This window comes from Streptomyces sp. NPDC057900 (assembly GCF_042887885.1).
Lineage (GTDB): Bacteria > Actinomycetota > Actinomycetes > Streptomycetales > Streptomycetaceae > Streptomyces.
In genome coordinates this window covers 286,792-299,151 of the sequence record NZ_JBHVOI010000005.1, presented here as the reverse complement: position 1 = coordinate 299,151, position 12,360 = coordinate 286,792, and the positions used below count along the sequence as shown (strand labels likewise).

General features: G+C 69.0%; 12 protein-coding genes. 5 read left to right on the top strand and 7 right to left on the bottom strand.

The window, feature by feature from the left end; translation table 11 throughout:
* Positions 1-50: 50 nt before the first annotated feature.
* The gene (locus ACFVQ0_RS21590) at positions 51-671 is read right to left on the bottom strand and encodes a heme-copper oxidase subunit III (protein WP_024494183.1); all 621 of its coding nucleotides are present in this window, start codon (positions 669-671) and stop codon (positions 51-53) included.
* A gap of 202 nt (positions 672-873) precedes the next feature.
* Here ACFVQ0_RS21590 and ACFVQ0_RS21585 point away from each other — a divergent pair, with 202 nt between their 5' ends.
* On the top strand, positions 874-1,275 hold the full coding sequence (locus ACFVQ0_RS21585; RefSeq protein WP_390090303.1) for a hypothetical protein: 402 nt from the start codon (positions 874-876) through the stop codon (positions 1,273-1,275).
* Positions 1,276-1,324: 49 nt separating this feature from the next.
* Here ACFVQ0_RS21585 and ACFVQ0_RS21580 read toward each other — a convergent pair whose 3' ends face one another.
* The 4 genes from ACFVQ0_RS21580 to coxB all read right to left on the bottom strand — a co-directional run bounded on the left by ACFVQ0_RS21580 (position 1,325) and on the right by coxB (position 5,791).
* A complete protein-coding gene (locus ACFVQ0_RS21580; RefSeq protein ID WP_390090302.1) occupies positions 1,325-2,578 on the bottom strand; it encodes an Ig-like domain-containing protein in 1,254 nt (417 codons plus the stop codon).
* Positions 2,579-2,700: 122 nt separating this feature from the next.
* Complete coding sequence (locus ACFVQ0_RS21575) at positions 2,701-3,099, bottom strand: cytochrome c oxidase subunit 4 (protein ID WP_390090300.1); 399 nt, start codon at positions 3,097-3,099, stop codon at positions 2,701-2,703.
* Positions 3,096-4,832 carry a cytochrome c oxidase subunit I gene (ctaD, locus tag ACFVQ0_RS21570; RefSeq protein WP_073735590.1) on the bottom strand — a complete coding sequence of 579 codons (1,737 nt, stop codon included), beginning with the start codon at positions 4,830-4,832 and terminating at the stop codon, positions 3,096-3,098. Before ctaD ends, ACFVQ0_RS21575 begins: the two co-directional genes overlap by 4 nt.
* Positions 4,829-5,791 carry a cytochrome c oxidase subunit II gene (gene coxB, locus ACFVQ0_RS21565; RefSeq protein ID WP_390090298.1) on the bottom strand — a complete coding sequence of 321 codons (963 nt, stop codon included), beginning with the start codon at positions 5,789-5,791 and terminating at the stop codon, positions 4,829-4,831. Before coxB ends, ctaD begins: the two co-directional genes overlap by 4 nt.
* 271 nt (positions 5,792-6,062) lie before the next feature.
* Between coxB and ACFVQ0_RS21560 the strand changes: the two genes are divergently transcribed.
* A complete protein-coding gene (locus tag ACFVQ0_RS21560) occupies positions 6,063-7,445 on the top strand; it encodes a cysteine desulfurase/sulfurtransferase TusA family protein (protein ID WP_390090296.1) in 1,383 nt (460 codons plus the stop codon).
* A gap of 8 nt (positions 7,446-7,453) precedes the next feature.
* Here ACFVQ0_RS21560 and ACFVQ0_RS21555 read toward each other — a convergent pair whose 3' ends face one another.
* Positions 7,454-8,428, bottom strand: coding sequence for a carbohydrate kinase family protein (locus ACFVQ0_RS21555; protein ID WP_390090294.1), 975 nt, complete (start codon positions 8,426-8,428; stop codon positions 7,454-7,456).
* A 179-nt stretch (positions 8,429-8,607) separates the two neighbouring features.
* On the opposite strand from ACFVQ0_RS21555, the gene ACFVQ0_RS21550 reads away from it, so the two are divergent.
* Together ACFVQ0_RS21550 and ACFVQ0_RS21545 are read left to right on the top strand one after the other, a co-directional pair.
* Positions 8,608-8,805 carry a hypothetical protein gene (locus ACFVQ0_RS21550; protein WP_390090292.1) on the top strand — a complete coding sequence of 66 codons (198 nt, stop codon included), beginning with the start codon at positions 8,608-8,610 and terminating at the stop codon, positions 8,803-8,805.
* 161 nt (positions 8,806-8,966) lie between these two features.
* A complete protein-coding gene (locus tag ACFVQ0_RS21545) occupies positions 8,967-10,427 on the top strand; it encodes a hypothetical protein (RefSeq protein ID WP_390090290.1) in 1,461 nt (486 codons plus the stop codon).
* A 106-nt stretch (positions 10,428-10,533) separates the two neighbouring features.
* Here ACFVQ0_RS21545 and ACFVQ0_RS21540 read toward each other — a convergent pair whose 3' ends face one another.
* Entirely contained in the window at positions 10,534-10,890 is a 357-nt protein-coding gene (locus ACFVQ0_RS21540) for an iron-sulfur cluster assembly accessory protein (RefSeq protein WP_024488899.1), read from the bottom strand.
* 247 nt (positions 10,891-11,137) lie between these two features.
* Here ACFVQ0_RS21540 and nadA point away from each other — a divergent pair, with 247 nt between their 5' ends.
* The gene (gene nadA, locus ACFVQ0_RS21535) at positions 11,138-12,325 is read left to right on the top strand and encodes a quinolinate synthase NadA (protein WP_390090288.1); all 1,188 of its coding nucleotides are present in this window, start codon (positions 11,138-11,140) and stop codon (positions 12,323-12,325) included.
* Positions 12,326-12,360: the final 35 nt, after the last annotated feature.

Below are 12,360 nucleotides of genomic sequence, written 5' to 3'. Positions count from 1 at the left end.
TGTCAGGATCTTCTGCGTCGATGCTGGATGTGGTTCGGGCTCTGGCCCGGTTACTTGATCAAGTAGATCGTGGCAAAGAGGCCGATCCACACAACATCGACGAAGTGCCAGTAATAGGACACGACGATGGCAGCGGTCGCCTGTTCATGGGTGAACCTCTTGGCTGCGTATGTCCTGCCCAGAACGAACAGGAAGGCGATGAGACCGCCTGTCACATGCAGACCATGGAAGCCAGTGGTCAGGTAGAACACCGAGCCGTACGGATCCGAGGACAGCGAGAGGCCGTCCTTCTTCACCAGCTCGGTGTACTCGAAGATCTGGCCTCCGATGAAGATCGCACCCATCACGAACGTGATCACGAACCAGGCGCGGAGCTTCTTCACATCGCCCCGCTCCGCGGCGAAGACGCCGAGCTGGCAGGTGAGTGAGGAGAGCACCAGGATGGTGGTGTTCGTCGCCGAGAACGGAACGTTCAGGGACGACGCCATTTCCTTCCAGTGATCTGGTCCGGTCACCGATCGCAGGGTGAAGTACATCGCGAAGAGGGCCGCGAAGAACATCAGCTCGGAACTCAACCAGATGATGGTTCCGACGCTGGTGAGGTTCGGCCGATTGACCGACGGGTGCGCGTGCCCGGTTTCTACTGTCGTTGCTGTCGCCACGACCGACATTATGTCGGTCGCTTATCCCGCCCTCACTCCGGGGGGTGCCGTTCGGTGTGTCAGAGGGGTGTGTCCTCCCCGAACGGCCCATGGATCCGCTGTCCCGGGCAGTGCTGACAGGGCGTCGGGCGGAGTACGATCCGCGCATCGGACAGCCCTCACGCACCGAGGGCCCCGACGGCCCCGAAGACACGGATGTCACGGAGGAACAATGCAGCCGACCGCCACGGTCCTGGTCTACAGCGACAACGCACACACCCGTGAGCAGGTGAGGCTGGCGGCAGGGCGCAGGCCCGCGGCGGACGTGCCACCGGTGGAGTTCCTGGAGTGCGCCACCCTGCCCGCCGTCCTGGACGCTCTGGACCAGGGAGGCGTCGACGTCTGCGTGTTGGACGGTGAGACCGCCCCGGCGGGCGGCATGGGCGTCTGCCGTCAGATCAAGGACGAGATCTTCCGCTGCCCGCCGGTGCTGCTGCTGATGGGGCGCCCGCAGGACGCCTGGCTGGCCACCTGGAGCCGCGCGGACGCCGCGGTGACCCTGCCGGTCGAGCCGGTCGGGTTCGCGGACGCCCTGGCCGCCCTGCTCCGCAGCAGGCTCTCCGTGGGCGCCTGAGCGCCCGTCTCCCGCCCGTTGTCCCGCGGAGGGGCAGCGCACCCCCCGGTCAGACCGCGGGGCGCAGGCGTGCCGCCTGAACCGGGTCGACCCGGTCGGGCGTGTCGTTCTGCAGTGCGCTGCCCTTCTGCCATTTCGCCCAGGACAGGTTCCAGTCGCCGTAGCCGTTGTCGAACGGCGTCATGGTCTCGCCCTCGCTGCCGACGACGCTGACGATGTCGCCCTCGCGCACGGTGTTGTAGAACCACTCCGCCTCGCTGGTGCTCATCCCGGTGCAGCCGTGGCTGACGTTCGCGACGCCCTGCGAGCCGGTGGACCAGGGGGCCGCGTGCACGTACTCGCCGCTCCAGGTGACCCGGGTGGCGTAGTAGACCGGCAGGTCGTACGAGTCGCTCGAACCCTCGGCGATGCCGATGGTCTCGCCGCGCATACGTACGTAGTACTCCTTGCCCAGCACGACCTTGACGCCGTTGCGGGTGGAGAAGCCGGGCTTGCCCGTGGTCACCGGAATGGTGTTGATCACTTCTCCGTTGCGCTTGACCGTCATGGAGTGTTCCGAGGCGTCGGTGATGGCCTCGATCCGGTCGCCGGTAGTGATCTTCAACGCTTTCGTGGGCGCCCCGTACAGGGCGTTGGCCACCTTGATGCCGGTCAGGTCGCTGGTGACCTCGATGGAGGCCTTGGCCGGCCAGTAGTCCTTCGGGCGGTAGTGCAGCGTCTTGTCGTCGACCCAGTACCAGGAGCCGGTCACGGCGGGCGTGGAGCGCACCCTCAGCGCGCGTTCGACGGTGGCGCGGGCGGCCTTGTCGGCGACCGGGGCGCTGAGCTGCGCCGTAACGGGCTGTCCGACGCCGTAGGTGCCCGCCTCAGGGCCGAACGTGACCTTCAGGAACCTCTTGGCGGCGGCGGTCCCGAAAGACAGCGTGCGGCTGCCTGGGGCGCCTTCGTCGTTCTCCATGCTGACCTTGACGGTGTACCGCGTGCCCGCGGCGAGCGGGGCCGTGGAGTGCCAGCGGTGTCCGTCGGCGTCGAGCTCCCCCGCCAGATGGCGTCCTTCGCCGTCCACGGCCGTCACGTCGGTGATCCGGCCGTCGTCGCCGTCCACGCTGATTTCGAGGGGCTTGTCCGGATCGACCTTCTCACCGCCGTCGGGCGTGTTGGAGGAGATCTCGTCGGCGGCGTCGTACGGCTTGGCCGCCAGCGGATGGCTGCCGGACTCCCCACAGGCGGTCATCCCTGCGACCAGGGTCACGACCAGCAGAGTGCAGCTCACTACGGGACGGATGCGCGGCGTGTGGTTCATGAACCCACGCTAAGAAGATTCATCCGTTTCAGCGCGCGGGGTGACTGCAAACGGGGGGCCCGCACTTCTCGGAGAAGTGCGGGCCCCCCGTCAGGTGGAGCGGTGTCACGGGTGGAGCGGTGTCACTGGGTGCGGTTCTCGCCCCGGTAGTACTCGAAGACCCAGCCGAACAGACCGACCATGATCACCGGGAGTGAGAAGTACAGCAGCCACCAGCCGAAGACGACTCCCATGAAGGCGAGTGCGCCGCCGACCGCCAGCGAGAGCGGCTGCCAGCTGTGCGGGGAGAAGAACCCCACGTCGCCGGCCTCGTCCGCCACGTCGGCTTCCTTGTTGTCCTGCGCGAGCGCGTCGACCCGCCGGGCCGTGAAGGCCAGGTAGAAGCCGATCATGACGCTCAGGCCGAAGGCCAGGACGAGCGCGGTCGTGCCGGCCGGCTCCTTGGACCACACGCCGTACGTGATGGCCATGGCGAGGATGAAGACCGATAGCCAGATGAACAGCTTGCCCTGGATCTTCACTTGCCAGCCTCCTTGCCGCCGGCGAGGGCCTTGTCACCCTCGGAGTGGTGCTCAAGCTGTTCGAGCGCCGTGATTTCCGGGTGGTGCAGGTCGAACGCCGGGGATTCGGAACGGATCCTCGGAAGGGTGATGAAGTTGTGCCGGGGCGGCGGGCAGGAGGTCGCCCACTCCAGCGAACGGCCGTAGCCCCACGGGTCGTCGACCTCGATCTTCTTGCCGTACTTGGCCGTCTTCCAGACGTTGTAGAAGAACGGCAGGATCGACAGTCCGAGCAGGAACGAGCAGATCGTGGAGATCGTGTTCAGCGCGGTGAAGCCGTCAGCGGCGAGGTAGTCCGCGTAACGACGCGGCATGCCCTCCGCGCCCAGCCAGTGCTGCACCAGGAACGTGCCGTGGAAGCCCACGAACAGCGTCCAGAAGGTGATCTTGCCGAGCCGCTCGTCCAGCATCTTCCCGGTGAACTTCGGCCACCAGAAGTGGAATCCGGAGAACATCGCGAAGACCACGGTGCCGAAGACCACGTAGTGGAAGTGCGCCACCACGAAGTACGAGTCCGAGACGTGGAAGTCCATCGGGGGCGACGCGAGGATCACGCCGGTCAGACCACCGAAGGCGAAGGTGATCAGGAAGCCGACGGCCCAGAGCATCGGTGTCTCGAAGGACAACGAGCCCTTCCACATCGTGCCGATCCAGTTGAAGAACTTCACCCCGGTCGGTACCGCGATGAGGAACGTCATGAACGAGAAGAACGGCAACAGCACACCGCCGGTGACGTACATGTGGTGGGCCCACACGGTCACGGACAGACCAGCGATGGCGATCGTCGCGCCGATCAGGCCGATGTATCCGAACATCGGCTTTCGACTGAACACTGGGATCACTTCGGAGACGATCCCGAAGAAGGGCAAAGCGATGATGTACACCTCTGGATGCCCGAAGAACCAGAACAGGTGTTGCCATAGCAATGCGCCGCCATTGGCCGCGTCGAATACATGCGCCCCGAATTTTCGGTCGGCCTCCAGCGCGAAGAGCGCCGCGGCCAGGACCGGGAAGGCCAGCAGGACCAGCACACCGGTCAGCAGGACGTTCCAGACGAAGATCGGCATGCGGAACATCGTCATGCCGGGTGCGCGCATGCAGATGATCGTGGTGATGAAGTTGACCGAGCCGAGGATCGTGCCGAATCCGGAGAAGGCCAGACCCATGATCCACATATCGGCGCCGACGCCCGGCGAACGGACCGCGTCCGAGAGCGGGGAGTAGGCGAACCAGCCGAAGTCGGCCGCACCCTGCGGGGTGAGGAAGCCGGCCACCGCGATGATCGAGCCGAAGAGGTAGAGCCAGTACGCGAACATGTTCAGCCGCGGGAACGCCACGTCGGGCGCGCCGATCTGCAGCGGCATGATCCAGTTCGCGAACCCGGCGAACAGCGGCGTCGCGAACATCAGCAGCATGATCGTGCCGTGCATCGTGAACGCCTGGTTGAACTGCTCGTTCGACATGATCTGCGTACCCGGACGGGCCAGCTCGGCGCGCATGAAGAGCGCGAGCAGACCGCCGATGCAGAAGAAGGCGAACGATGTGACCAGGTACATCGTGCCGATCGTCTTGTGGTCAGTGGTGGTCATCCACTTGATGACGACGTTTCCCGGCTGCTTGCGCCGGACCGGCAGCTCGTCCTCGTACGAGTCGTCTGCTGCCGCGGCACCCTGAGGTTCGTTGAGGATGCTCACAGTTTGTTCGTCTCCGCATTCCTGGCCGGGTCAGTCTGCTCGATGCCGGCCGGCACGTAGCCCGTGTTGCCCTTCTTCGCCAGCTCCTTGAGGTGCGCCTGGTAGCGCTCCGGGGAGACGACCTTGACGTTGAAGAGCATGCGGGAGTGGTCGGCGCCACAGAGCTCGGCGCACTTGCCCATGAAGGTGCCCTCCTGGTTGGGAGTCACCTCGAAGGAGTTGGTGTGGCCCGGAATAACGTCCTGCTTCATGAGGAACGGCACCACCCAGAAGGAGTGGATGACGTCACGCGAAGTCAGGATGAAGCGGACCTTCTCACCCTTGGCCAGCCACAGGGTCGGACCGGGGTTGCCGTTCTGCGGATTCCGGGTTCCCGGGACGCCGACGTCGTAGACGCCGTCAGCACCCTTGGGGAAGTCCTTGCGGAACCGGTCCGGGATGGCGTCGAGCTCCTTGGGGACCTCGTTGCCCGTGGCGGTGGAGCCGTCCACGTTCTCGATGTAGTTGAAGCCCCAGCTCCACTGGTAGCCGACCACGTTGACCGTGTGGGCCGGCTTCGGGGAGAGTTCGAGGATCTTCGATTCGTCGCGCGCGGTGAAGTAGAACAACACCGAGACGATGATCAGAGGGACCACGGTGTACAACGCCTCGATCGGCATGTTGTACCGGGTCTGCGGAGGAACCTCCACCTTGGTGCGGCTGCGCCGGTGGAAGATGACGCTCCACAGGATCAGGCCCCAGACCAGGACACCCGTGGCGAGCGCTGCCGCCCACGAGCCCTGCCAGAGGGAAAGGATCCGTGGGGCCTCTTCCGTCACCGGAGTAGGCATACCGAGGCGGGGGAAATCCTTGTATGTGCAACCGGTTGCGGTCGCCAGGATCAGGCCCGCAGTCAGCACCTGCGGCAGCTTCCGCCGCATCGGGCGCCGCGACGAGCGGTCGGAGCCGTTGGGACTCACGTAGCGCCTTCCCGAGAGTCTCGCCCGCACGGTCGGCGCGCCCGTCTCGTTTGTCGGTCGCCGCCCCTGACGCGGGCAGGGGTTTGGATGTTTATGCGGACCAAACCCTACTGGACGCTATTTGGGGTCGCGCGGGGAGGGTGCCCAACGCGCCGCCCGACTCCCCGAAGGGGTGGAATCCGCGCCTCCGGCCGCCATCTGACGCCCCCTCTCCTGACCCCGCGGGCGGCCGGGTCCCGGGCCGGGCTCCGGGCCCGGCTAGCGTGGCCGGGTGCCCTACTTCGACGCCGCGTCCGCCGCCCCCCTCCACCCCGTCGCCCGCCAGGCGCTGCTTGCCGCGCTGGACGAGGGCTGGGCCGATCCGGCCCGGCTCCACCGGGAGGGGCGGCGGGCCCGGCTGCTGCTGGACGCGGCCAGGGAAGCCGCCGCGGAGGCCGTCGGCTGCCGCCCTGACGAGCTCAGTTTCACCTCGTCCGGCACCCGGGCGGTGCACTCAGGAATTTCCGGGGCTCTCGCCGGACGTCGGCGTGTCGGCCGCCATCTGGCCGTCTCCGCGGTCGAACACTCGTCCGTGCTCCATTCGGCGGCCGACCACGAGAGCCGGGGCGGGACGGTCACGGAGGTGCCGGTGGACCGGTCGGGGGCGGTGGACCCGGCGGCGTACGGAGCCGCGCTGCGCGAGGACACCGCGCTGGCGTGCCTCCAGTCCGCCAACCACGAGGTCGGCACTCTCCAGCCGGTGGCCGAGGTCGCCGGGCTCTGCCGGGAGGCCGGGGTGCCGCTGCTGGTGGACGCCGCGCAGTCGCTGGGCCTGGAACCGGTGCCCGGCGGCTGGTCGCTGCTGGCGGCGAGCGCCCACAAGTGGGGCGGCCCGGCCGGGGTCGGGCTGCTGGCGGTGCGCAAGGGCGTCCGGTTCGCGGTCCAAGGACCGGCCGACGAGCGGGAGTCGGGGCGCGCCGCGGGCTTCGAGGACATTCCGGCCATCGTGGCCGCGGCGGCGTCCCTGCGGGCGGTGCGGGCGGAGGCGGCGGCCGAGTCGGTGCGGCTGAGCGCGCTGGTGGACCGGATCCGGAGCCGGGTGCCGGTACTGGTGCCCGATGTGGAGGTCGTCGGTGACCCGGTGCGGCGGCTGCCGCACCTGGTCACGTTCTCCTGTCTCTATGTCGATGGAGAGACCCTGCTCCACGAGCTGGACCGGGCGGGTTTCTCCGTATCGTCCGGTTCGTCCTGCACGAGCAGCACCCTGACACCGAGCCATGTGCTGAAGGCCATGGGGGTGCTGTCGGAAGGCAACGTCCGCGTGTCGCTGCCGACGGGCACTACGGAGGAGGACGTCGACCGCTTCCTCGACGTGCTGCCCGGGGCGGTCGCGGGGGTACGGGAGAAGCTGGGCGCGCCCGCGGCTGCCGCGCCCGCCGCCGCCCCGGCGGCCTCGCTGGTCGTCGACGCGCTGGGCAGGCGCTGCCCGATCCCGGTGATCGAACTCGCAAAGGTGATCGGAGAGGTACCGGTGGGCGGCACGGTGACCGTCCTGTCCGACGACGAGGCGGCCCGGCTCGATATTCCGGCCTGGTGCGCGATGCGCGAGCAGGAGTACGTGGGTGAGGAGCCGGCGGACCGGGGCTCGGCCTATGTGGTCCGCCGGCTGTCCTGACCGCCCGGCTACGCGAGGTGCGTGCGGACCTCGGCGGCGGCCTCGTGGCCGTACGCCTTGGTGAAGCGGTCCATGAAGTGGGTGCGGTGCAGGGTGTACTCCTGGGTGCCGACCGTCTCGATGACCAGCGTGGCGAGCATGCAGCCGACCTGGGCGGCCCGCTCCAGGCCGACGCCCCAGGCGAGTCCGGAGAGGAATCCGGCGCGGAAGGCGTCGCCGACGCCGGTCGGGTCGGCCTTGGCGTTCTCCTCCGGGCAGCCGACCTCGATCGGCTCCTCGCCGGCCCGCTCGATCCGTACGCCCTGGGCGCCGAGGGTGGTGACGCGGTGGCCGACCTTGGACAGGATCTCGGCGTCGGTCCAGCCGGTCTTGGACTCGATGAGCCCCTTCTCGTACTCGTTGGAGAAGAGGTAGGTGGCGCCGTCGAGCAGGATGCGGATCTCGTCGCCGTCCATCCGGGCGATCTGCTGCGAGAAGTCCGCGGCGAACGGGATACCGCGCGTACGGCACTCCTCCGTGTGGCGGAGCATGCCCTCGGGGTCGTCGGCGCCGATGGAGACCAGGTCGAGACCGCCCACCCGGTCGGCCACGGCCTTCAGCTCGATCAGCCGGGCCTCGCTCATGGCGCCGGTGTAGAAGGAGCCGATCTGGTTGTGGTCGGCGTCCGTCGTGCAGACGAAGCGGGCGGTGTGCAGGACCTCGGAGATCCGCACGGAGCCGGTGTCGACGCCGTGCCGGTCGAGCCAGGCCCGGTACTCGTCGAAGTCGGAGCCCGCGGCGCCGACCAGGATCGGGTCGGTGCCCAGCAGCCCCATGCCGAAGCAGATGTTGGCGGCGACACCGCCGCGGCGCACGTCCAGGTTGTCGACCAGGAAGGAGAGGGAGACCGTGTGCAGCTGATCCGCGACCAGCTGGTCCGCGAATCGGCCGGGGAAGGTCATGAGGTGGTCGGTGGCGATGGAGCCGGTGACTGCGATACGCACGGGAGACTGCTCCTGCGGAGGTCGAGGGGGAACGGTGTCCGCGTCCCCGGGGCGGCATGACAGGGGGCCCAGAAATCGAGGGCCCCTTTACGCTACCGGTTCCCGGGGCGGTCCGAATGGGAAAAACTACCCGATAGTAGGGCTTTCCTCCTGAGCTCGGAGGTGCTTACGGTGCGGATATGTCGAACTACATCGCTTCGCGCGAGTCCGAGACCGGCCTGGCCGAGCTGCGCGGGGACTGCGCACGCATGGCTCCGCACTGGGTGGTACCCGCCAGGGCCGCCGCGACCCCGGTGGCGCCGTCCCTGATTCACGGGGTGACCGTGCCCCCGGCCTCGGCAAAGCTGATCGACGCGATGGCGGAGTACGGCGACTGAGTCCACGCTCCGGGCCTCTACCGGACCCCGCCCCCGCCGCAACTGCCGCCCCACGGGGGAACCGTGCGCTCCCGCGCCCCGTCCCATCGGTGTCCGCACCCGAGGGGCGGGCCATATGCCGGCCAGGTATATGACGCCAATGCAGGCGAAGGAGCGATCCGGTGAGCACCGAGCGACCCGACAACGACGAGACCGGCCCCCGGCGGCGGCGTTCGCCGCTCGCCGTGGCCTCGGTAGCGGCAGCCGTGCTGCTGGCCGGTGGCGGCGGCGCGTACTGGGCGGCGACCGCGGCGGACGGCGGCAGCGGCGCCGAGGACAGTGCGGCCAGCGGTGCCGGCGACCCCCCGCCGCTCTCCCTGGACGAGCGGACGGGCGGACCGGCCGCGCCCTCCTCCCCCACCGCGTCGGCCCCGCCGAGGGGCATCGCGCCCGGCGAGCCCGATCCGCACGGTGAGCGGCTCGTCTACCGCGCGGCGGGCGCGCTGCCGGACGGCCCGGCGAAGGCGGCGGTCCGGCGCACGAGCGGAACCGTCTCCGCCGCCGAGGTGACCCGGCTGGCGAAGGCGCTCGGCCTCCACGGCACCCCGCGGGCCGAGGGCACCTCCTGGAAGGTGGGCCCCGGCGGGGACGGCTCGGGCCCGGAGCTGCGGGTCGACAAGCAGGCGCCCGGCACCTGGACCTTCGCCCGTTACGGCTCCGGCGGCACGGACAACTGCGGGCACAAGGCGACCTGTTCCGGCGAGCACGTGGCGCCCGGCGGCTCGGGATCACCGGTGAGCGAGAAGGCCGCCATGGCGGCTGCGGCGCCCGTACTGAAGGCGACCGGCCAGGACGCCGCCGCCCTCGATGCCCGCCAACTGATGGGCTCGGCCCGTGTGGTGAACGCGGACCCGGTGGTGGACGGGCTGCCGACGTACGGCTGGGCGACCGGCGTCCAGGTCGGCACGGACGGCGAGGTGATCGGCGGCGGCGGGCAGTTGAAGGGCCTGGAGAAGGGCGCCGAGTACCCGGTGATCGGCGCGGCCGACGCGCTGAAGCAGCTGAACGCGGCGCAGCCCTCTGACGGCCGCAAGAACATCGGCGGATGCGCGACCGTGGCGCCGCTCAGCGGTGACCGGAAGCCGTCCGGGAAGTCCTGCGGCACGCGGACGGGCGCGGAGCCGCCCACGCGGACGGTGACGGTCGACAAGGCCGCCTTCGGTCTGGCGGCGCGGTACGTGGACGGGAAGCAGCTGCTCGTGCCGTCCTGGATCTTCACGGTCCGGCCGGCCGCCGGCGGCACGGGCAACACGGTCACCCAGGTCGCCGTGGACCCGGCGTACCTGACGGACCACGCCCCCTCGGAGAAGACGCCGGACACGGGCGGCACGGTCCGGTCGTACAGCGCCGACGGGCGGACGCTCTCGGTGACGTTCTGGGGCGGCGCGTGCAGTACGTACAAGGCGAGCGCGAAGGAGGACGGCGACACCGTGCGGGTGACCGTGGCGGAGTCGAAGCCGGACCCGGACCGGGCCTGCATCATGATCGCCAAGGAGCTGACCCGTACGGTCACCCTGGACCGGCCGCTGGGCGACCGCAAGGTGGTCGACGCGGAGTCCGGCGGCGAGGTGCCGCGGAAGTGACGTGACGCCCGCGCACAGGGCACACAGAGGTACGGCGGCGGCCCCCGGGATCGAGTCCTGGGGGCCGCCGCCGTACCTCTGTCGCTACTGCTGCCGCGCGGGCGCCCTAGCTGAAGGAGTCGCCGCAGGCGCAGGAACCCGTGGCGTTCGGGTTGTCGATCGTGAAGCCCTGCTTCTCGATGGTGTCGACGAAGTCGACGGAGGCGCCGCCCAGGTACGGGGCGCTCATCCGGTCGGTGACGACCTTGACGCCGCCGAAGTCCTTCACGACGTCACCGTCGAGCGAGCGCTCGTCGAAGAAGAGCTGGTACCGCAGGCCCGAGCAGCCGCCGGGCTGGACGGCGACGCGCAGCGCCAGATCGTCACGGCCTTCCTGCTCCAGCAGGCCCTTGACCTTGGCTGCGGCGGCGTCGGACAGGAGGATGCCGTCGCTCACGGTGGTGGTCTCGTCCGATACGGACATCTGCTTCTCTCCCGGGTTGTACGGAGTCTGCTTGCCGACGTTGCAACCGCCGGAACCGCGGATTCATTCCGGGCCGCGCGCTTGCCTGTTCCATTCATGCTCGCACACCCGACCCTCGGGCGGGTGCGTCACATTGACGTTATCGGCATCGTCAAAGTGACGTGAAGCGGATATGATAGATAACGTCAATTCGACGAAAAGGCTCCTCCCCGGAGGCGCTCCTCGCAGAGAAGAAAGGGTGCGTGACGTGACCACGGCCCACCCCGTCCAGGAACTCGACGTCCAGCCGTCGCCCCTCGCCCTGCTCCTGCTCGGCCGCGACGCCGACCCAAGGAGCGAGCGCGGCGTCGAATGCCCCGGCGACCTGCCCTCCCCGTCCGACCCGGACCTGGTGGAGCGCGCCCGCGCGGCCAAGGAGAAGCTGGGCGAGAAGGTCTTCGTCCTCGGCCACCACTACCAGCGCGACGAGGTCATCCAGTTCGCGGACGTCACCGGCGACTCCTTCAAGCTGGCGCGCGACGCGGCGGCGCGTCCGGAGGCCGAGTACATCGTCTTCTGCGGTGTGCACTTCATGGCCGAGTCCGCGGACATCCTGACCACCGACGACCAGAAGGTCGTGCTGCCGGACCTCGCGGCGGGCTGCTCGATGGCCGACATGGCCACCGCGGAGCAGGTCGCCGAGTGCTGGGACGTGCTGACGGAGGCCGGTGTCGCCGAGCAGGTCGTGCCGGTCTCGTACATGAACTCCTCCGCCGACATCAAGGCCTTCACCGGCCGCCACGGCGGCACGATCTGCACCTCCTCGAACGCGAAGCGGGCGCTGGAGTGGGCCTTCGAGCAGGGCCAGAAGGTGCTGTTCCTCCCCGACCAGCACCTGGGCCGCAACACCGCCGTCCGCGACATGGGGATGACCCTGGAGGACTGCGTCCTCTACAACCCGCACAAGCCCAACGGCGGTCTGACCGCCCAGCAGCTGCGCGACGCGAAGATGATCCTGTGGCGCGGCCACTGCTCGGTGCACGGGCGCTTCTCCGTCGAGTCCGTCAACGACGTGCGCGCCCGGATACCCGGCGTCAACGTGCTGGTGCACCCGGAGTGCAAGCACGAGGTCGTGGCGGCCGCGGACTACGTCGGCTCGACGGAGTACATCATCAAGGCCCTGGAGGCGGCCCCGGCCGGTTCCAAGTGGGCGATCGGCACCGAGCTGAACCTGGTGCGCCGGCTGGCGAACCGGTTCGCGGCCGAGGACAAGGAGATCGTCTTCCTCGACAAGACGGTCTGCTTCTGCTCGACGATGAACCGGATCGACCTGCCGCACCTGGTCTGGACGCTGGAGTCGCTGGCCGAGGGCAATCTCGTCAACCGGATCGAGGTCGACCCGGAGACCGAGAAGTACGCGAAGCTCGCGCTGGAACGGATGCTGGCGCTGCCGTAGCCACCAGTGCCCCAGTAACGCGAAGGGCCCCGGGC